Source organism: Streptomyces sp. R44, from assembly GCF_041053105.1.
Lineage (GTDB): Bacteria > Actinomycetota > Actinomycetes > Streptomycetales > Streptomycetaceae > Streptomyces.
The window spans coordinates 8,565,132-8,584,490 of the sequence record NZ_CP163444.1 but is presented as its reverse complement, the minus strand read 5'-3'; the positions used below and the strand labels follow the sequence as shown (position 1 = coordinate 8,584,490).

Genomic DNA, 19,359 nt, shown 5'->3' with positions numbered 1-19,359 from the left:
ACCGCGCCCGGAGCGACCGGCGTTCGATCGGGCGCGTTCAGTCCTTCACCCGGAGCAGCAGCTTGCCCGTGGAGGTGCGACCGCCCAGGAGCCGGTGGGCTTCGGCCGCTTCGGCCAGGGGGAACTCGGCGGTGACGGGGAGGGTCACGGCCCCCTCCGAGACCGCGCGCAGGGCCCGCTCGGTCAGGGCGCGGGCGGCGGCGGGGGCGGTCTGCGCGAGGGACAGGACGGAGAAGCCCGCGACGGCGTGGCCCTGGCCGTACAGCTCGGGCTGGCCGACCTGCCAGGGTGCGCCGCCACCGGCGTTGCCGAAGGAGACGAGGCGCCCGAAGGGGGCCAGGGCGTTCAGGCCGCGGCGCAGGGTGTCCCCGCCGACGGGGTCGAGGACGAGGTCGACTCCCCTGTCGCCGGTGGCCCGTCGGACGTCCTCGGCGAAGGTGTCGGGCCGGAAGACCTCGTCGTAGCCGTACTTCAGGGCGTACGCGGCCTTCTCCTCGGTGGAGGCGACGCCGTAGACGGCGCCGGCGCCGGCCGCCCGGGCCAGCTGGCCGACGGCGGTACCGATGCCGCCCGCCGCTCCGTGCACCAGGACGCTCTCCCCGGTGCGGAGCCGGCCCACTTCGTGGATCAGGGCGTGCGCGGTGGGCAGGACCGTGGGGAGCGTCGCCGCGGTCCTACGGTCGAGGCCCTCGGGGAGCGGGAAGACGGACTCGGCCCGGGCGAGGACCACCTCGGCGTATCCGCCCCCGCCGACGAGGGCGGCGACTTCCTGGCCGACCTCCAGGCCGTCGACTCCCTCTCCGACCGCCAGGACGTGTCCGGAGACCTCCAGGCCGGGGCGGTAGGGCAGTTCGTCGACGCGGTATCCCTCGGCGCGCGCCTTGACGTCGGCGAAGTTCACCCCCGCCCAGGCGACGTCGATGGCCACCTGGCCCGGGCCCGGCCGCGGTGTCGTGGCCTCGACGACCCGCAGCACCTCGGGACCGCCGTACTCGTGGAACTCGATCGCGCGCATGGACGAACCACCCTTCAGGCAGAGCTCGGACGGAGAGCTCGAACGGAGTGTTCAACGAAAAGCGAACACCCGCACTGTATGATGGTCATCGAACATTGGGCAAGCGAGCGGGTCGCGACGAAAGGACGAGGCGGGATGCCGGAGCGAGAGGGAGGCGCGGGCCATCGTGCGGCGCCCGTGCACACGCACCCCGATGACGTCGCACTCCTCACCGCACTGTCCGCGCTCGCCGACCCCGTGCGCCTCCAGCTGATCCGCGAACTGGCCGCCCAGCCCGACTGGACGCTCAGCTGCAGCAACTTCGACGTCCCCGTGGGCCGGGCCGCCAAGAGCCACCACTTCACCGTCCTGCGCGGCGCGGGCCTCGTCGAACAGCGCGACCAGGGCCCGAAGCGGCTCAACCGCCTCCGCCGCGAGGAGTTCGACGCCCGCTTCCCCGGACTCCTCGCCCTCACCCTGCGCGCCGACGACTCGGACTGAGCGCCCTTACGCGGCGGCCCGTCGCGCATACACCTCGATCTCGATCTTCATACGCGGGTCGGCGAGGCCGCACATCAGCATCGTGGCGGCCGGCCTGACCTCGCCGAAGGCCCGGCGCAGCGCCGGCCAGCAGGGCTCGAAGTCGGCGCGGTCCGGCAGCAGATAGCGCACGCGGACCACGTCGGCGAAGGTGCACTCCGCCTCCACGAGGGCGGCCTCGACGTTGCGCAGGCACTGCTCGGCCTGTTCGACCACGTCCTCGGAGATCGTCATCGTGGTGTAGTCGAATCCGGTCGTCCCGGAGACGTGCACCCAGTCGCCGTCGATCACGGCGCGGGCATAGCCGATCTGCTCTTCGAACGTGGAGCCGCTGAGGAGGGAACGTCGCTCTGTCATGCGCCGAACGCTAGGTGACCTGCGAGGATACGTCTAATACACGATCTGGTGTGGAGTGATATCACTGAGCGTATGGACCGCCCCGAAATCCCCCTCGCGCAGCTGTACGCCTTCGTCGTGCTCGCCGAGGAGCTCCACTTCGGCCACGCCGCCACCCGCCTCGGCATCGCCCAGCCACCCCTGAGCCAGCAGATCCGCCGCCTGGAGGACAAGGTCGGCCACCCTCTGTTCAGCCGCGAACCCGGCCGGGTCGCCCTCACCCCAGCGGGGCGGGAACTCCTCCCCCCGGCCCGGCACGCCCTCACGGGCCTGGCGGACGGCCTCGCCGCGGCCCGGGAAGCCGGCAGCGGGAGAGCGGGCAGGCTGCGCATCGGATTCGCCGCATCCCTCGCCCTGACCGTCCTGCCCGGCCTGCTCCGGACCTTCCACGAGCGCTTCCCCGCCGTGCGCCTGGACATCCAGGAGATGACCACGACCCCCCAACTGGCCGCGCTGCGCGAGCGGACCATCGACGTGGGGCTGCTGCGCGAACCACCCGCCGATGACGCGGCACTCGGCTTCGCCACCGTACTGACCGAACCGTTCGTGGCGGTCCTGCCGTCGGCGCATCCCCTCGCACGACAACGGACCGTGCGCGTCGAGCAGTTGGCCGACCTGCCCTTCGTCCTCCTGCCTCGTACGGTCGGCCCGTCGCTGTACGACCAGATCGCCGGCCTGTGCGCTGCTGCGGGCTTCACGCCCGAGGTGGTGCAGCACGCCGTGGAGTGGCAGACCGTCTGCGCCCTGGTGGAGACCGGTCTGGGCGTCTCGCTGGCTCCCGAGAGCGTCCGCCGCATCCGCCTCAAGGGGGTCGCCTACCGCAGGATCGATCTCGACGCCACGCTGACACGCGTCGCCGCCGCCTGGCGCAAGGACACCCAGAACCCCCTGATCCCAGGCCTGTTGGAGGTGCTCGGCACCGGTCCGGAGCAGAGGCCTTGAGCGGGTGTCACCATCCGCCTTCGAAGAACGCCAGCAGCGCGGGCCGGGGGTCGGCCGCCGTGGTCGTGTTCGCCACCGCGACCACGAGCGCGAACAGCGCGACGAGCGCCCAGAGGACACCGAACGACCCGAGCGTGCGCCTCGTCCGCCGGTCGGCCGGCGCCGTTCTCCTGAACCTCTTCCAGGCCAGCGCGCTCAGGAGGACGAGGCCGACCGCGACGGTGGCGGCGATCACAGCCATCGCCTCGTGATAGCGGGCGAAGTCGCCGACCATCGCGTCGAGAGCGGGCGGATTCTGATCAACCTCACTCGGGGTGAGGGTCAGGCGCCCTCCGACCTGGGCAAGCACGCCGGCGAGTTCGCCGTCGGCCGCACCGGTCGGCAGCATCGGCAGGAGGGAGGCGAAGGGCGCCGCGGCACCCTGGACATTGGCCATCACCGCGGCCAGCGAGAGCAACGCGAGCAGAGTCGTGAGAACGCCTCCCGCGGCGAGCGAGAGCCTCTTCCCCGCTCCGAGCCCTTCGGCCTTGAGGAAGGCCTTCCAGAGCAGCACGCCCAGGGCGATGAGCACGGTCAACAGCATCGCGGCGATCACGCCCTTGGCGACGTGATAGCGGGACCAGTAGTCGACGATCCTGTCCAGGTCCGGTGGGAAGCGCCGTTCGCCCGCGCTCCAGTACGCGACGAACGCCTCGCGGAAGGCCCCGGTGAGCTCCCCCGCCTCGCCGAAGTCGTCCCCCGGGCCCGTCGCCGCCAGCGGGCGCGGGGCGAGGACGAAGGCGGCGGCGAGGGCCAGGACGGCGCCGACGAGGACGGCGAGGGCGCGGCCATGGAGGGCCGCCGGTCGCGACGGGGCTGCGGAGCCCGTCCGCAGGGGTGCTGCTGTCATGCCGACCACGCTCGCGCACGAACGCCGCCCGGTCACCGGAGCAGACCGGAGCCCGGAAGGTGGGGACAACCCCACCCCCGAGGGCGGTGGACCGGGCCGTCGTCATCCCTTCAAGCAGTCATCCCTTCAAGTAGCTGAGGACGGCGAGCACCCGGCGGTGGTGGGCGTCGTCGGGCAGCAGGCCGAGCTTGGCGAAGATGTTGCCGATGTGCTTCTCCACCGCACTGGCGGTCACCCCGAGCTGCCGGGCGACGGACGCGTTGGAGCAGCCCTCGGCCATGAGCGCCAGGATCTGCCGTTCCCGTGCGGTGAGCGCGCCGAGGGTGTCGTCGCGGCGCCGCTCGGTGAGGAGCTGGGCGACGACCTGGGGGTCGAGTACGGTCGCGCCGCGGGCGACCCGCTCCAGCGCGTCGAGGAACTCGTCGACCCTGGCCACCCGGTCCTTGAGGAGGTAGCCGACCGCGCCGCACCCGTCGGCGAGCAGCTCGCCCGCGTACGACGCCTCCACGTACTGACTGAGCATCAGCATCGGTGCCCCGGGGAGCCGTGAGCGGGCGTCGACGGCCGCGCGCAGCCCTTCGTCCCGGTGGGTCGGCGGCATCCGTACGTCGACGACCGACACGTCCGGGCGGTGGGCGAGGACCGCCGCGACCAGGGAGGGCCCGTCACCGACCGCGTCCACGACCTCGTGCCCTTCCTCGACGAGCAGACGGACCAGGCCCTCCCGCAGCAGCACGGAGTCGTCGGCCACGACGATCCGCAGCGGACCGCGGGACGCGGGGTCCGTCGGCGGTCGGCGCGCTCCGTCGTTCGGGGTCAGCAGCACGGCAGCTCGGCGGTGATCGTCGTCGGGCCCCCGGCGGGACTGTCCACGTGCAGCCGGCCGCCGACGGCGCGCAGCCGCTCGTCCAGGCCCCGCAGGCCGTGCCCCTTGCCCGGGTGCGCGCCGCCCACCCCGTCGTCCGTGACCCAGACCCTCAAGGTTCCCTCGCTGTGGCGTAGTCCGATGGAGCAGCGGTGCGCGTGGCTGTGCTTGGCCACGTTGGTCAGAGTCTCCGCGATCACGAAGTAGGCGGCGGTCTCGACGGCGGGGTCGGGCCGGTGGCCGAGGGGCGCGGTGTCGAGTGCGGCGGGGACGGTGGAGCGTGCGGCGAGGGAGGTGAGCGCCTCGTGCAGGCCGCGGTCGACGAGGATCGGCGGGGCGATGCCGCGGGAAAGGGCCCGCAGCTCCTCCAGCGCCTCCCGGGTCTGGACGATCGCGTCGGCGAGGGCCGCCCTGGCCGTCTCCGGCCGGCTGTCGAGGTGGCGCTCGGCCCGCCCCAGTTCCAGCGCGAGGCGGACGAGGCGCTGCTGGGGACCGTCGTGGATGTCGCGTTCGAGGCGGCGCAGTGCGGCCGCCTCGGCGGTGACCGCCGCGAGGGTCTGGGCCCGGGCGGTGTCCCGTTCGCGTTCGAGTCCGCTGATCCGGCGGTGCAGAGCGGAGGTGTCGGAGAGCAATGCCTGCCCCAGACCGGCCTGCGCCGTGGCGCACGCCCGGGTCACGAGCGGGAGCGTGAGGAGCAGCGCGAGGCCGACGGCGGTCCCGAAGAGGGCCCGGTCCGTCGGTGACGACAGGCCGAGGCTCACGCTGATGTGGGACGGGGCGCTGCCCGCGGTCAGGGCCAGGGGCCGCAGGGATCCGGGCGGCGCGTCCTCGTAGCGCAGGGCGCAGGTGACGCAGGCGAGTCCGACGAACCACCACAGCGCCGTCACGAGCGAGGTGACCAGGGCGACGGGGAGGACCAGTAGCGCGTGGGCGGCGTCGAGCCACGGGACGGGAGCCGACGCGGCGTCACCGCCCTCCCGTTCCCCGGCTACCGGACGTACCCGGGCGATGCGCCACCGCTCCAGGTCGGCGCACCACCGGGCCGGGGCCAGGGCGCGAGCCACGACCGGTGAACCGGACGGCAGCAGCAGGCCGGCCGTCGAGGCGAACAGCGCGCCGAGTGCCGGGAGCAGTCCGGCGGCGGCGGTCACCGGAGCGGTGAGCAGGTAGAGCGACCGCACGAGCGTGGCCCCTCCCATGTGCAGGAGGCCCCTCGTCGCCGGTCGCCACCGACTTCCCGCGGCGGAGGAGTACGACGTGGCCATGCGCCCCACGCTAGTACGAGCGCCGTGCGCGCGACGAGCCCGCCGGGGGTCCTCCGCCTCCCTTCAGCCGACGCGGTCGGAGGCCGTGACCCGGTGGGCCTCCAGGCCGGGTGTGGCGAGCAGGTCGGCGATCAGTTCCTCGGATCCGCAGACGTACGTGCTCACGAGGTCGACGTCGCCGCCCACGCACCAGACGCCGTCCTGCGGCCACCACAGGTCGGGGAGTTCGGCGAACTCGTCCAGGAATTCCGGGGACACCGCGTCGGCCAGCGTCCCGGACAGCAGGATCTCGTCCCTGCCCGGGGTCGGGAAGGTGGGGATCCCCTCCCAGTCCCAGCGGCCGTACCCCTCCCACAGCCCGTACCAGCAGTGGTCCGGCGTGCCCGTGTGGCGCGCGAGGACGGGGATCATCGCCCGCGCGACCGCACCGGGCGTGGGGCCTTCGGCGGGATGCTCGTCCCAGACTCCGGGCAGGCCGTACTCCGAGCGGTTCTGGTGGAACCGCTCGGCACCGATCACCTCGTACCAGTCCGTCAGCGCCTCGACCCGCCGTCCGCAGGCGGCGGCCACGGTGTCCCAGCGGACCGGGCGCTCGTCGAGGGCGGCGGGGTGCAGCACGCGCGCGTACGCCGGGAAGCCGGGCGCGGCGACGCCGGCGACGGTGCCGAAATCGCCGTACCCGGGGCGGCGTTCGGTGAGGCGGCGGGCCGGCCCCAGGTCGGCGGTCTCGACGCGCAGGCGTCCGTACAGTGCGGGACCGGGTTCACTCCCCGATCGGATCCATCCGTCCATGCGCACAGTCTGGCTCGTGGGTCCCCCTCGTCCAGCCCGCTTTGGGCCGGCACGGTCGATGACCCGATCGCGGGCGTCGCGTTGCCGGGTGGGGGCGCGGGTGGGGGTTACGGTCGGCGGCATGGTTGGTGATCGTCAGGGGTGGCTGCGGTGTCTGCTCGCCGGGGCCGTGTTCGTCGTGGGGATGACCGGCACCACGCTGCCGACTCCGCTCTACCCGCTCTACCAGGAGAAATTCGGGTTCTCCGAGCTGACGGTGACCGTCGTGTACGCGGTGTACGCCTTCGGGGTCATCGGCGTGCTGCTGCTCGCGGGCAACGCCTCGGACACGGTCGGCCGACGGCCGACACTGCTGTGGGGGCTCGGCTTCGCGGGGATGAGTGCGGTCTGCTTCCTGAGCGCCGACGGACTGGCGTGGCTGTACGCGGGCCGGCTGCTCTCGGGCCTGTCGGCCGGCCTGTTCACGGGGGCGGCCACCGCGTACGTCATGGATCTCGCCCCGCCCGGCGGCCAGTCCCGGGCGACGCTCGTGGCGACGGCCGCCAACATGGGCGGACTGGGCTGCGGGCCGCTGCTCGCCGGCCTGCTCGCGGAGTACGCCCCCGAGCCGCTGCTGCTCCCCTTCGCCGTACATCTCGCCCTGGTGGCCGTATCGGTCGTCGTCCTGCTGCGGCTGCCGGAGACCGTGCGGGACCCGCGGCCGCTGAGCGCCGTACGGCCGCAGCGGCCGGCGCTGCCCGCGCAGGTCCGCCCGGTGTTCGTGCCGGCGGCCATCGCGTCCTTCGCGGGGTTCGCGTTGTTCGGGGTGTTCACCTCGGTCAGCCCCGCCTTCCTGGCCCAGTTCCTGCAGGTGGACAACCACGCGGTGAGCGGTCTGATCGTCGCGCTGGCCTTCTTCTCCTCCACGGCCGGTCAGCTGGCCGTCGGCCGCTTCGGGGTGCCCCGGTCCCTGCCGCTGGGCTGCGTCGTGCTCTTCGCCGGGCTTGCGTTCCTGGCGGGGGCGCTCTCCGCCGAGCTGCTTGCGCTCGTGGTCCTCGCCGCTGTCGTCGGCGGAGTCGGCCAGGGGCTCTCCTTCCGCGCGGCGCTGTCCGCCGTCGCCGCGGCCGCGCCGGTGGAGCGGCGTGCGGCGGTGATCTCGACCCTGTTCGTGGTGGCGTACACGGGCATCTCGATCCCGGTCATCGGGGTCGGCCTCCTGGCCGAACCGCTCGGCCTTGAGCAGGCGGGCCTGGTGTTCACCGGCTGCATGCTGCTTCTCGTCACCTCGGCGGCCGTGTATCTGCTGCGCCGGCCGGTGCGGACGGAAGCGGTGTGAAGCGGAGGCGTCGGAGGGTCTACGGCGTGCGGGGAAGCGTGACCGTGACGAGGAGGCCGCCGCCGGGGCGAGGGGCGAGGTCGAGGGTCCCGTCGTGGGCGCGGACGACGCTGTGCACGATGGCGAGGCCGAGGCCGACACCGGCGTGCTCGTCGGTGCGTACGCGTTCCGTTCCGCGCCGGAAGGGTTCGGTGAGGGTCGGCACCAGCTCCGGAGGCAGCGGAGGGCCCGTGTTCTCGACCCGTACCACGCTCGCGTCGTCCCGCGTCCCGGTGTGGACGGTCACGGTGCCACCGGTGGGCAGGTTGTGGACGATGGCGTTCTGGACGAGGTTCGTGACCATCCGCAGCAGCAGCCCGGCGGAGCCCCTGGTCGGGGCGGCCTCGCCGGTGACGTCGAGGGTGATCCGGCGCTGTTCGGCGAGGGGGAGCAGGGTTTCGGCGGCCTCTTCGGCGACGAGGGAGAGGTCGACGCTCTCGCGGGTGACGTTCCCGCGGTCGCTGCGGCTGAGCAGGAGGAGCGCTTCGGTGAGGTCGATCGCCCGGGTGTTGACGGCTTGCAGGCGTTCGATGAGTTCGTCCCGGTCCCGCGTGGGGTCCTCGCGGGCGACGTCGAGGAGAGTGCGCGAGACGGCGAGCGGGGTGCGCAGTTCGTGGGAGGCGTTCGCGGCGAAGCGCTGCTGCTCGGCGACGTGGGACTCGAGTTGTTCGAGCATCGAGTCGAAGGCGTCGGACAGTTCGCGGAACTCGTCCCGGCGGCCCTTCATGCGGATGCGGTGGGACAGCGATCCGCTTCCCGCCGTCCGTGCCGCGGCGGTGATCCGGTCGAGCGGTGCGAGCATCCGGCCGGCGAGGATCCATCCTCCGACGAGGCCGAACACGAGCAGGAAGGCCATCGCCACGGCCGCGGCGGGGGCGAAGGTGTGCACGAGGAGGTAGCGGTTGGGCGAGATCCCGAGAAGGCCCTGCGAGTTGTCGGGTACGTAGCGCAGCAGGAAGCCCCACACCACGGCCAGCATGAGGGCGCCGGCGACGGCGAGGAATCCGGCGTAGCTGAGGGTGAGCTTCAGGCGGGCGCTGAGCCCGGGGCGCCTATCCATGCGAGCCGGCGTCGATCCGGTACCCGACTCCGGGCACGGTGGCGATGATCCATGGTTCGCCGAGCCGTTTGCGCAGGGCGGAGACGGTGATGCGTACGGCGTTGGTGAGCGGGTCGGCGTTCTCGTCCCAGGCCCGTTCGAGGAGCTCTTCGGCACTGACGACGCCGCCCTCGGCGGCGACAAGGACTTCGAGGACGGCGAACTGCTTACGGGTGAGCGCGACGTAGCGTCCGTCGCGGAAGACCTCCCGGCGGAAGGGGTCGAGCCGGAGGCCCGCGACCTCGCGGACCGGGGGCCGGGAGTGCGCGCGCCTTCGGTCGAGGGCCCTCAGCCGCAGGACGAGCTCGCGCAGGTCGAACGGCTTGGTCAGGTAGTCGTCGGCGCCGAGCTCGAACCCGGAGGCCTTGTCGTCGATCCGGTCCGCCGCGGTGAGCATGAGGATCGGGATGCCGCTGCCGGAGGCGACGATGCGCCGGGCGACCTCGTCGCCGGAGGGGCCGGGGATGTCGCGGTCCAGGACCGCGAGGTCGTAGCTGTGGACGCCGAGCATCTCCAGTGCGGTGTCGCCGTCGCCGGCGATGTCGGCGGCGATCGCTTCCAGGCGGAGCCCGTCACGGACTGCTTCGGCCAGGTAGGGCTCGTCCTCCACGATCAGTACGCGCATGGCTCAAGCCTAAGCAGCGGCCTGGAGTGCCGGGCGGGGAGTGTCCGAGGGCGCTTCCCCCGGAGTGCGCCACCAGCGGCGCGACGCGAGCGCGGCCAGGACGGCGCCGGTGGTGTTGACCAGGACGTCGTCGACGGAGGACACCCGGTCGAGCCGCAGGACGTACTGAGCGGTTTCGACCAGGAGCGAGCAGCCGGCCCCGAGCGCGAGGATCCGCGGTACGGAGGCGAGCGCCGCCCACCGCATCGGGGCGAAGAACCCGAGCGACGCGAAGACCAGCAGGTTGCCGATGATCCCGAGCGTCCCCATCGTGACCAGGTCCCGCAGCGGGACCAGGCTCACCCGGCCGGGGACGACCCCGGCGCCGGCCCCCGGCATCATGGTCAGCCCCAGGAACGGCAGCGTCCCGTGGACCATGCCCACCTCGGCCAGCGACATCCGCCACGCCGACCTCGCTCCGGCGGCACGCCGCCGGTACGCCAGACCCCACACCACCAGGAACGCCAGGGGCAGCGCGACCAGCGTCATCAGCACCACACCGTTGAACGTGTCGAAGCAGCCGTGCCACTGCCCGGCCACGCAGCGCGGGGCGGCCATCAGGAGCGGGCCCCGCAGGACGTACAGGCCGCACGCGAGGCCGAGCACCGCGAGACCGGGCAGGACGATCCGGCGCGCGCGGCGGAGCGGGACGGACGCAGGGGTGTGGTCGTTCATACGCCCAGGGAAGACGAGTCCCCGTTGCCGTGACGTATGCGATTTTCGATACGCCCGCGATATGCGGGGACGAGCCCCGGGCCGCGTCGTCGGTCACATGGGGAGCGAGAGCAGCCTGACCTCTCCCGGCGGCCAGGTCGCGTCGTCGTGGAGCGGTGTCCACATCGTGCGGAGCGGCATGATCGCGGGCCCCTCGGGTTGTTCGACGTGGACGGGCTGTTCGAGGAGGTGCCAGCCGAGTCGCCGGTAGAGCGCGACGAGGGGCGGTCGGCAGAAGAGCAGCCCGTACCGCGGGCCCAGTGTCCGGGCGTGGTCCAGGGCCGCCGCGACGACCGCGCGCGCCAGTCCGTGGCCCCGCAGGTCGGGGGCGACGGCCACGCCGCCGACGCCCACCACCGGTATCGCCGAGCCGGCGACCGACAGGGGCAGCTGCAGCAGGCCGGCGTGCGCGACGAGGCGGTCCTGCCGCCTGATGCCGAAGTGTTCCTTCTTGGGCAGCCAGGTCAGTCCGGCGTCGGCGACGCCGAAGGGATCGGCACCGTCGCCGAGGATCTCGGTCTGGTCGGCCTTCGTGTACTCCGCGAGCCGCACCACGGTCGGCGACGCGGAGGAGTGGTGATCCGTCATCTCGACATGATCTCTTCGTTTCGGCGCACGGCAAGGCTCCGGGGTGGACGACGGCCCCGGAACGGACTCCGTCCGGAGGCCGTACTCGCAGGTCGCGCCTATCGTGGGGGCAGTCTGATGGCCGGACCCGCGGCGGACGGGCAGGTGAAGGGTGAACGGACCCGGGATCGATTACGAAGCGGTGTTCCAGGCCTTGCCGGGTGCCGTCGCGGTGCTCACCCCCGGGCTGGTCTTCGCGGACGTCAACGAGGCCTTCCTGTCGATGTCCGGCCGGACCCGCGAGCAGGTCGTCGGCCGCTATCTCTTCGACGTCTTCCCCGACAACCCGGACGATCCGTCCGCGACCGGCGTGCGCAATCTGCGCGCCTCCCTGGAGCGGGTCCTCGCCACCCGGGAACCCGACACCATGGCACTGCAGCGTTACGACGTCGAGGCCCCCGACCGGCCCGGGCAGTGGCAGGAGCGGTACTGGAGCCCGGTCAACGCCCCCGTCCTCGCGCCGGACGGCTCCGTGGCCTTCCTTCTGCACCGCGTGGAGGAGGTCACCGAACTGATGCAGGCCCGCGGCAGGGGCACTGCCGGGGAGCGCGCCCAGGTCCTGGAGTCCGAGCTCTACACCCGCGCGAGGGAACTGCAGAAGGTGAACGAGCGCCTGCGCCGGGCGCACGCCCGCGAGCGCGAGGTGGCCCTCCACCTCCAGGAGGCGATGCTGCCCCCGCCCCGCCCCCTGGGCCACCACCACGCCGCCGTCCGCTACCGGCCCGCCACCGGAGCGCTCAACGTCTGCGGCGACTGGTACGACCTGGTCGAGCTGCCCGGCCGCACCGCGGTCGCCGTGGGCGACGTCGTCGGCCACGGTCTGCGCGCCGCCGGCGTGATGGGACTCCTCCGCAGCGCCCTGTCGGCGGCCTCACGCGTCGCCGACGGCCCCGCCCGCGCCCTGGAAGTCCTCGACCTGTACTCGCGTGACGTCCACGGCGCCGAGTCCACCACGGCCGTGTCCGTCGTGATCGACTGGACGAACCGTGTCCTCACCTACAGCAGTGCCGGCCATCCCCCTCCCGTCCTCTGCCACCCCGACGGCACCGTCGAGTTCCTCGACCGGGCCACCGACCCCCCACTGGGGGCGCTCCCCGAACACGCGCCCCGGCCCCAGGCCCGGACCCCCTTCACGGACGGCACGGTCCTCGCGCTCTACACCGACGGGCTCGTCGAGCGCCGCCGCGAGGACATCGACACCGGTCTGGACAGGCTCGCCGACGCGCTCGCCCGGCACCGGGCCGCCGCCCCGGAGGCTCTGGCCGACATCCTGCTCACCGAGCTCACCCCGCCCTCCGGTGTCACCGACGACACGGCCCTGGTCCTCCTCCGGCTCTGACGCCCTCAGGCGACGGCGAACACAAGGGGTTTCCCGAAGGTCGCCCAGACCCGCAGCGCGCTCCTGTCCATGAGTGTGATCCCGTATCTCGCCGCGGCCGCCTCCGCCTGGGCGGTGAAGCGGGCGTTCGTCACCATGAGGGGATGGGTCGCCCGGTGGTCGGGCCGTGCCGTGCCGTTGAACGTCTGCACGTCGACGACCCCGATCGCCGCACCCGGCTTCCTCCGCAGCTTGCACTGCACGACGATCCGCTCCCCGTTCCCGCCCACGGCGATGACGTCCGCTCCCCGGTCCCCCGCCCCGCCGTGCGTACGCCGCACCTCGCAGCCGTCGCGTTCGAGGAGTGAGGCGATCAGCTCCTCGAATCCGCGGCTGGACAGGTCGCGGATCTCCTCCAGGGAGACGCTGCCGTCGCTCCGCAGGAACTCCTGGCGCCGCTCCTCCTCCAGGGACAGCTCGCGCATCTCCTCCCGGTACGTCTCCAGGGAGCGGGCGAGGTCCGCCCGTGCCCGCGCCAGTTCCTCGAGCAACTCCCCCAGGGGCGCCGCCTTGGCCGAGGGGAACTCGGTGCGTCGCTCCCTCACCAGTCGGCCGAGGTCCGCCATGACCGCGTCACGGGCCTGCTCGGACCACGCCACGGCCTTCTTCGTGCGGGACACCAGCTCCCGCAGCTCTCCTGCGAGGATCGCCTCCGCCGCGCACCGGCCGTACCGCACGGTGTCCTGTGGGGTCGTCGCGTTCCTGAGGCCGCGCAGGGCCGTACAGCAGCGGTCGAGTTCCGCGTTCGCCTCCTCCTGCAGACCGCGCCAGTCGGCAACCAGGTCGTACGCGAGCCGCCCCTCCGTCATCCAGGCGAAGGCGGCCTCCAGGGTCAGCTGTGTCGCCTGCTCGCGTGCCGACTCCAGGAGGTGCCGCACCGTGCGCTCCGGTGCGGGGCGGACCTCGTCCGCGGAAGGTTCCCTCACGTTCATGGCGGCAGCCTAAGGACAGGCACTGACACCGCCCCTCGTGTGGCAACACCCCTGGCAGCGGAACCACATGGCGCCGCAGCACGTCTGTCCACTCATTCAGATGATCATGAACCTGGCCGGAGGAGTCGAGCATGACGGAGACAGCCGCCCGCTACCTGTATCTGGCGCGGCACGGTGAAGCGAACGAGGACGAGAGTGCGTTGACGGACCGGGGGCGCCGTCAGGCCGTCCTCCTCGGGGAGCGGCTCCGGAAGGCACCTCTCACAGCGATCCATCACGGCCCGCTGGCCCGCGCGGAACAGACGGCTCGGCTGATCGGTGACCAGCTCGACGGGGTCCCCCTGCGCGTGTCCCCGCCCGCCGGCGACTACATCCCCTACATTCCGCGGCGCGAGGAACTGCCCGCGAAGTCGGCCGACGCGATGCTCGACTTCCTGGCCCGGTTCCCGGCGCAGGAGCGGGAAGAGGGCCCCGGACTGGCCTCCGAGGCCGTGGCCCGGTTCACCGGCCCCGTCGACGGCGACGAGCCGCGCCACGAACTCGTCGTCACGCACAACTTCCTCATCGCCTGGCTCGTCCGGGAGGCCCTCGACGCCCCGAAGGCGCGGTGGATGGGCATCAACCAGACGAACGCGGCGCTGACCGTCATCCGCTACACGTCCGACCGGGCCCCCGCCGTCCTCTTCTTCAACGACACGGGTCATCTCCCCGCCGAGCTGCGGTGGACGGGTTTCCCTCCCGAGCTCCACATCTGACGGCACGGGGAGCCGCCCGGAAGCCGTGGACCGGAGGCGGGTGGTCCGGATCGCGGACCTCCGGGGCACTTGCCCACGGCCTCCGCAGTCACCATGATCATCAAGACGAGACGCAACCTCAGAAAGGTATTGAGCCCCTCATGCGAGTCAAAGCCTTCGATCACCTGGTGCTCAACGTGACCGACGTCGAGAAGTCCCTGGAGTTCTACACAGGCGCCCTGGGCCTGGCCCCCGAGCGCGTCGAGGAGTGGCGGGCCGGCAAGGTGTCGTTCCCCTCTGTGCGGATAAACGAGACCGCCGTCATCGACCTGTTCTCCCGCCCGCGCGGCGAGTCCAACGTCGACCACATCTGTCTGGTCGTGGACCCCCTGGACTGGCAGGAGGTCATCGACTCCGGCAGGTTCGAGGTCCTGGAGGGCCCGGTCCCGCGCTGGGGAGCCCGCGGCTCGGCCCAGTCGGTCTACGTGAAGGACCCCGACGGCAACACGGTCGAACTGCGCTGGTACCCGCAGGACGTCGAGAACTGAGCGAGACAGGCCGCTCCCGCGCCCGCTAACGTACCGGCGAGTAGGGAGTGGGGGCGGTCTCCCCCACCGTACGAGGGGAGCGGGTCATGGCCATCGATCGGCAGTGGAGCCTGGAGGAGAGCACGGTCGTCGACGCGCCGCCTGCGGTCGTCTACCAACTGGTGTCCGACCTGCGGAACATGGGGCGGTGGAGCCCGGAGTGCCGCTCCGTATGGATCCTGCGGCCTCCGGCACGGACCGGAACCCGGTTCGTCGGCTTCAACCGGCGCGGTCCGTTCCTCTGGCCGACGCAGGGGCGTGTGACACGGATGCGCCCGGACAGCGAGTTCGTCTTCGACGTCAGCGTCTTCGGGCTGCCGATCGCCCGCTGGGGCTACCGCTTCGAACCGGAGGGCTCGGGGACCCGGCTCACCGAGTTCTGGCAGGACCTGCGGACCGACGGGGCCCGGGCGAAGGTGGCCGACCTGCTCGGCACGGTCTTCGCCGGATCGAACCCCGCCCGCCGCGTCGCGCTCAACCGGGCCGGAATGCGCACCACCCTCGAACGCATCGCGCGGACCGCGACCGCCGGGGCCTGAGGCCGGGCATCCGTCGGGCCGTCACGTGTCCCGGTAGGTCGTACGCAGCTCCGCGGGGGTCCGGTACAGCACGCACCGGCGCAGCGGTCCCTCGGGGACGCTGGGGTCCTCGAAGTCGTCCGCCGGATTCCGGGTCATGCCGATCCGGCGCATGACGGCCTGGGACCGAAGGTTGTTCACGGTCGTCGACGCGAGCACCTCCGGCAGCCCGAGGACCCCGAAGCCGAAGGCCAGACAGGCCCGCGCGGCCTCGGTGGCATAGCCGTGGCCCCATGCCGTACGGGTCAGGCGCCACCCGACGTCCACACCCGCGAAGGGCATGTCCTCGCCCACCACGTCCAGGCCCGCGCGGCCGATGAACTCACCGGTCGCCTGTGATTCGAGCGCCCACCAGCCGAAACCCCGCTGGTCGAACTCGGCCTGCATGAGGGCCGCCACGGCGTCGCTCTGCTCCCGGGTCAGGAGGTCCCCGAGGTGTTCCCGCACTTCGGGATCGGCGTTCATGGCCGCCCAGGGTTCCAGATCGGACTCCCGCCAACGGCGGAGCAAAAGGCGATCGGTTCGCAGCTCTGGCATGTCCTCCAGCCAACCCGACCGGGACCGGGGTGTCGATCGGATATCCGACCGCCCGTACGATCCCTTGATCGTGATGTCCGTCGAAACCGAAGGAGCGCCGCCGTGAGCCTGCGACCGCCGGAGCTGCCGTCCTGGGCCACCTGGTGGCAGCGGCCGTTCCCCGACGCCAACACGCTGCTGCTGCAGGGAAGGCAACCGGCCCTGGTCGACTCCGGGTTCGTCGGCCACGCCCGGGAGACCACCGAGTGGGCCCGTGCGCGGGCCGGGCGGATCGCCCTGGTCGTGAACACGCACTGGCACTCCGACCACGTCGGCGGCAACGCCCTCCTCCAGGCGCAGGGCGCCGCCGTCGCCGCCGGGGCACCCGAAGCGGAGGCGATCTCCCGCCGGGACCCCGGCTGTTGCTCGGCGGAGTACCTCGACCAGCCGGTCGCCCCGTACTCCGTGGACGTGTCCCTCGACGACGGGCAGATCCTCCGTCTCGGCGACACGGAATGGGAGGTCGTCCGCACCCCCGGTCACACGCCGGGCCACCTGGCCCTGTGGCAGCCGGAGGAGCGGCTGCTCGTGGTCGGCGACGCGCTGTCGGACTACGACGTCGGCTGGGTCGACCTGGCCCTCGACGGTCCCGACGCGGCGGCCACGGCGCTCGCCTCCCTCCAGCGGATGGCCGACCTCGACCCGCGGGTGATCCTGCCCTCCCACGGGCCGGTCCCGGCCGACACGCGTGCCGCCTTCGCCGCTGCCCTGCGCCGGGGCCGGCGGCTCGTCGACGACCCCGACGGGGCCGTCTGGTACGGCGCCCGCCGGATCTTCGCCTTCGCTCTCATGATCCGCGACGGCATCCCGTCCGAGGAGGTCGAACCGTACCTCCACGCGCGTGCGTGGCTGACGGACGCCGCACGCCTGCTGCGTCTCACGCCCGAGGCGCTGGCCGCCGACCTGGTGAAGTCCATGCTCTCCGCGGGCGGGATCGTCCTGCGCGACGGGCGGCTGCGCGCGGCGGCCGGCCACACCCCCGTGGCGGCCGAGTCGCTGCGCGTGCCCTACCCGCGCGCGTGGCCCGCTTCCGAGCCACGCTGACGCAGGCGGGTCACGGTCCGTCCCCGCACATCGGGTCGTCGATCGCGCTCACGGTGTACGGGGGCCGGCCCGGCGGCTCGTCGAGCTGGCTGTTCACCACGTAGAGGCGGCAGCCGTGTCGCGCCAGGGTGGTCGGCAGGTCGAAGGGTCCGTCCGTGAGGCGATGGGTCACCGTGCCCGTCCGCAGCTCCTCGTCGAGCCTGGCGATGTAGACGCCGTGCGGGGCACCGTAGTTGAGCACGGCGTACAGCGTCCGGCCGTGGAGCACCATGCCGTCGGGGCCGAAGGACTGGTCGCCGAGGTCGACCCGGCTGACGTCCTTGTCCGCGGTGCCGATCCGCCAGACGGCCTCGGTGCCGTTGGACGCCACCAGGAGGGTGGAGCCGGACTCGTCGGCCACGATGCCGTTCAACAGCCAGTACTGGGCGGGGAACTGCGGGAAGGCGGCGCGGATGTCGAGCCAGGGTTCGAGGGGGCCGAGCGTGGCGCCCCGGATCTCGGCCCGGTGGACGACGGGGTTGGCCCAGTCCGTCACGTACACGGCGTCCTCGGTCACGACCAGGTCGTTGAGGCGGGGCGCGCCGAGCGGTCCGCTGCGTGCCGTGCGGGTGGCGAGGAGCCGTCCGTGACGGTCGTGGACGGTCAGGCTCGCACCGCCCACGGACAGGACCCGGCCGCGCCGGTCGGTGTGCACGCCCAGGGTGCTGGGCCGGTTCTCCAGGCCGCGCGCGGGGAAGGGCTTCAGGTCGGGCTCGCCGACGCGGCCCCGGTACAGGGTTCCCCGGCCGTCCGAGGAGACGTACAGGGTGCCGTCCGGGGTGACCGCGATCCCTTCGGGAAGCACGCCCGGGTCCCGGGAGACGACATAGGTGTCGGGCAGTTCCCGGGCGTTCGCGGGGCCGGGAGCGCCGGCGAGGGCGGTGAGCAGGACCGTGGCTGCGAGGCAGGCTGTTCGGACGGGGACGGGGCGCATCGGCGCGACCTCCGGCGGCGAGTGGTGAGGGGGACAAGGGGAGCGTCCTGTGTCCTCGCCCGGAACGCACTGCCTTTCACCCCTGGGTGAAAGGGTCCGCCGGGCCGATAATCGGTTCGCATGATCCGCCTTCATTTCACGGCCGCCGACCTCGGCCGGATCACCCTCGCCCCCGCGGCCGACGCGCTCTCGGAGACCGCCCTGAGCCTGCGGCTGAGTCTCCGGCCCGGCCGTGCGCGCCAGAGCCGCGGGCAGCTCCACCGTCCGAGGCCCGCAGCCCGCCGGTGGCACCGCTCCCTGCGGGGCGGCGCGGGCGCCCGGGCCGGTGTCCTCGCCGAACTCGTCGCCGAGGACGGCTACGTACCGGACTTCCTGCTGCAACCCTCGGCGCACGACTTCGCCGACGCCCTGGCGGCGGCCGCGTCGACGCCCGTGGAACGGCTCGCGCGGGATCTCGGGATCCCGGAGGTCTCCGGCTGGAACGGCGGCCTGGCCCGGCCCGGCCGGTGGGCCCACGAGCTCGCCCAGGGTTCCCCGGCCGCGTCCCGCGCGCTGCGGGACGACACCCGCCGCTACTTCGAGACCTCGGTCGAACCCCTGTGGCCGCGGATCCGCCGCGACACCCTCACCGACCGGGCGCTCCGGGCCGAGATGCTGCTGCGCGGGGGCGTCGACGCCCTGCTGACCACGCTCGGGACGACCTGGCGGTGGCAGCCGCCGACGCTGCACCTGCCCTCCTCGTCGGGATACGACGTCCCGCTGTGCGGGCGTGGGCTCCTGCTGGTCCCCTCGTGGTTCGCGACCGGCCCCATGGTGATGTACCGCCCCGAGGCGGCGACCGTCCTCGTCTACCCGATGTACGACGCCGACGACACGGTCCACGCCGGGGCGGCGGGCCCGGTGGAGGACCGCCCGGAGGCCCTCGCGGCGCTCCTCGGCCGCACCCGGGCCCAGGTGCTGGCGCTCCTGAGCTCCCCCGCCACCACCACGGCCCTCGCCGAGCGTGCCTCCGTGTCCCTGGCGGCGGCCAGCGGGCACGCGAGCGTCCTGCGGGGAGCGGGACTCGTCGACACGGTGCGCACCGGCACGGCGGTGCTCCACAGCCTCACGCCGCTCGGCCGCTCCCTGCTGGCCGGGATCTGAGGGCCCCGGACGGCCGGGTCACCAGTCGATGTGCGCGGCGATCCACTCGGCAAGCCCGTCCTCGTCCTCGGCGGGCGGGAGTTCCGGAGCGCAGTCGAGGGGAGTGCAGGACAGCTGCATCCATGAGGCCGTAGAGCCACGAGGCGTTGGCCATGTCCTCGTCGTGCGGGTCGACGGGGTAGACCTCTCCGAAGACCAGGAACGTCCGGGCTTCCTGGCATCCGAACGGGCTGACCACATCCGTACAGAGCACGTGGCCGTGCGCGGTGCGGA

The 19,359-nt window shown here is 72.8% G+C and carries 22 protein-coding genes; 9 read left to right on the top strand and 13 right to left on the bottom strand.

The annotated features are described in order from the left end of the window. Positions 1–37: 37 nt before the first annotated feature. Positions 38–1,015: a zinc-binding alcohol dehydrogenase family protein gene (locus AB5J54_RS39650; protein ID WP_369148849.1), complete on the bottom strand. Its 978-nt coding sequence runs from the start codon at positions 1,013–1,015 to the stop codon at positions 38–40. 135 nt (positions 1,016–1,150) lie between these two features. On the opposite strand from AB5J54_RS39650, the gene AB5J54_RS39645 reads away from it, so the two are divergent. After that, positions 1,151–1,495 carry an ArsR/SmtB family transcription factor gene (locus AB5J54_RS39645; protein WP_369148847.1) on the top strand — a complete coding sequence of 115 codons (345 nt, stop codon included), beginning with the start codon at positions 1,151–1,153 and terminating at the stop codon, positions 1,493–1,495. A 6-nt stretch (positions 1,496–1,501) separates the two neighbouring features. Here the strand turns inward: AB5J54_RS39645 and AB5J54_RS39640 are convergent, their stop codons facing one another. Further along, positions 1,502–1,891 carry a RidA family protein gene (locus tag AB5J54_RS39640; protein ID WP_369148845.1) on the bottom strand — a complete coding sequence of 130 codons (390 nt, stop codon included), beginning with the start codon at positions 1,889–1,891 and terminating at the stop codon, positions 1,502–1,504. Between the two features lie 72 nt (positions 1,892–1,963). Between AB5J54_RS39640 and AB5J54_RS39635 the strand changes: the two genes are divergently transcribed. Further along, the gene (locus AB5J54_RS39635; protein WP_369148843.1) at positions 1,964–2,872 is read left to right on the top strand and encodes a LysR family transcriptional regulator; all 909 of its coding nucleotides are present in this window, start codon (positions 1,964–1,966) and stop codon (positions 2,870–2,872) included. 7 nt (positions 2,873–2,879) lie between these two features. Here the strand turns inward: AB5J54_RS39635 and AB5J54_RS39630 are convergent, their stop codons facing one another. The 4 genes from AB5J54_RS39630 to AB5J54_RS39615 form a co-directional block, all read right to left on the bottom strand. Further along, positions 2,880–3,761 (bottom strand): hypothetical protein, encoded by an 882-nt coding sequence (locus tag AB5J54_RS39630; protein ID WP_369148841.1) that lies wholly within the window; start codon positions 3,759–3,761, stop codon positions 2,880–2,882. Positions 3,762–3,879: 118 nt separating this feature from the next. After that, positions 3,880–4,524 (bottom strand): response regulator, encoded by a 645-nt coding sequence (locus tag AB5J54_RS39625; RefSeq protein WP_369149609.1) that lies wholly within the window; start codon positions 4,522–4,524, stop codon positions 3,880–3,882. Positions 4,525–4,577: 53 nt separating this feature from the next. Then, complete coding sequence (locus tag AB5J54_RS39620; protein WP_369148839.1) at positions 4,578–5,891, bottom strand: sensor domain-containing protein; 1,314 nt, start codon at positions 5,889–5,891, stop codon at positions 4,578–4,580. A 63-nt stretch (positions 5,892–5,954) separates the two neighbouring features. Then, complete coding sequence (locus AB5J54_RS39615; RefSeq protein ID WP_369148837.1) at positions 5,955–6,683, bottom strand: hypothetical protein; 729 nt, start codon at positions 6,681–6,683, stop codon at positions 5,955–5,957. 121 nt (positions 6,684–6,804) lie between these two features. Between AB5J54_RS39615 and AB5J54_RS39610 the strand changes: the two genes are divergently transcribed. Continuing rightward, positions 6,805–7,998, top strand: a complete 1,194-nt coding sequence (locus AB5J54_RS39610) for an MFS transporter (RefSeq protein WP_369148835.1) — start codon at positions 6,805–6,807, stop codon at positions 7,996–7,998. 19 nt (positions 7,999–8,017) lie between these two features. Here the strand turns inward: AB5J54_RS39610 and AB5J54_RS39605 are convergent, their stop codons facing one another. The 4 genes from AB5J54_RS39605 to AB5J54_RS39590 all read right to left on the bottom strand — a co-directional run bounded on the left by AB5J54_RS39605 (position 8,018) and on the right by AB5J54_RS39590 (position 11,102). After that, positions 8,018–9,097, bottom strand: a complete 1,080-nt coding sequence (locus tag AB5J54_RS39605; RefSeq protein WP_369148833.1) for a sensor histidine kinase — start codon at positions 9,095–9,097, stop codon at positions 8,018–8,020. Next, positions 9,090–9,761 (bottom strand): response regulator transcription factor, encoded by a 672-nt coding sequence (locus AB5J54_RS39600; protein ID WP_369148831.1) that lies wholly within the window; start codon positions 9,759–9,761, stop codon positions 9,090–9,092. Before AB5J54_RS39600 ends, AB5J54_RS39605 begins: the two co-directional genes overlap by 8 nt. Positions 9,762–9,770: 9 nt before the next feature. Then, positions 9,771–10,475, bottom strand: a complete 705-nt coding sequence (locus AB5J54_RS39595) for a VanZ family protein (protein ID WP_369148829.1) — start codon at positions 10,473–10,475, stop codon at positions 9,771–9,773. 93 nt (positions 10,476–10,568) lie between these two features. Continuing rightward, on the bottom strand, positions 10,569–11,102 hold the full coding sequence (locus AB5J54_RS39590) for a GNAT family N-acetyltransferase (RefSeq protein ID WP_369148827.1): 534 nt from the start codon (positions 11,100–11,102) through the stop codon (positions 10,569–10,571). A 151-nt stretch (positions 11,103–11,253) separates the two neighbouring features. Here AB5J54_RS39590 and AB5J54_RS39585 point away from each other — a divergent pair, with 151 nt between their 5' ends. Then, positions 11,254–12,480, top strand: a complete 1,227-nt coding sequence (locus AB5J54_RS39585) for a PP2C family protein-serine/threonine phosphatase (protein WP_369148825.1) — start codon at positions 11,254–11,256, stop codon at positions 12,478–12,480. Between the two features lie 5 nt (positions 12,481–12,485). Here the strand turns inward: AB5J54_RS39585 and AB5J54_RS39580 are convergent, their stop codons facing one another. Next, entirely contained in the window at positions 12,486–13,451 is a 966-nt protein-coding gene (locus AB5J54_RS39580; RefSeq protein WP_369148823.1) for a restriction endonuclease, read from the bottom strand. Between the two features lie 131 nt (positions 13,452–13,582). Between AB5J54_RS39580 and AB5J54_RS39575 the strand changes: the two genes are divergently transcribed. The 3 genes from AB5J54_RS39575 (at position 13,583) to AB5J54_RS39565 (ending at position 15,311) form a co-directional block, all read left to right on the top strand. Next, entirely contained in the window at positions 13,583–14,206 is a 624-nt protein-coding gene (locus AB5J54_RS39575) for a histidine phosphatase family protein (protein ID WP_369148821.1), read from the top strand. Positions 14,207–14,346: 140 nt separating this feature from the next. Next, complete coding sequence (locus AB5J54_RS39570) at positions 14,347–14,733, top strand: VOC family protein (RefSeq protein WP_369148819.1); 387 nt, start codon at positions 14,347–14,349, stop codon at positions 14,731–14,733. An 86-nt stretch (positions 14,734–14,819) separates the two neighbouring features. Further along, on the top strand, positions 14,820–15,311 hold the full coding sequence (locus AB5J54_RS39565; RefSeq protein WP_369148817.1) for an SRPBCC family protein: 492 nt from the start codon (positions 14,820–14,822) through the stop codon (positions 15,309–15,311). A 21-nt stretch (positions 15,312–15,332) separates the two neighbouring features. Here the strand turns inward: AB5J54_RS39565 and AB5J54_RS39560 are convergent, their stop codons facing one another. Further along, entirely contained in the window at positions 15,333–15,887 is a 555-nt protein-coding gene (locus AB5J54_RS39560; protein ID WP_369148815.1) for a GNAT family N-acetyltransferase, read from the bottom strand. Positions 15,888–15,989: 102 nt separating this feature from the next. Between AB5J54_RS39560 and AB5J54_RS39555 the strand changes: the two genes are divergently transcribed. Continuing rightward, on the top strand, positions 15,990–16,970 hold the full coding sequence (locus tag AB5J54_RS39555; protein WP_369148813.1) for an MBL fold metallo-hydrolase: 981 nt from the start codon (positions 15,990–15,992) through the stop codon (positions 16,968–16,970). Positions 16,971–16,980: 10 nt separating this feature from the next. Here AB5J54_RS39555 and AB5J54_RS39550 read toward each other — a convergent pair whose 3' ends face one another. Then, entirely contained in the window at positions 16,981–17,943 is a 963-nt protein-coding gene (locus AB5J54_RS39550) for an SMP-30/gluconolactonase/LRE family protein (RefSeq protein WP_369148811.1), read from the bottom strand. A 120-nt stretch (positions 17,944–18,063) separates the two neighbouring features. Between AB5J54_RS39550 and AB5J54_RS39545 the strand changes: the two genes are divergently transcribed. After that, positions 18,064–19,086: an ArsR/SmtB family transcription factor gene (locus AB5J54_RS39545; RefSeq protein WP_369148809.1), complete on the top strand. Its 1,023-nt coding sequence runs from the start codon at positions 18,064–18,066 to the stop codon at positions 19,084–19,086. The last annotated feature ends 273 nt before the right edge of the window (positions 19,087–19,359 follow it).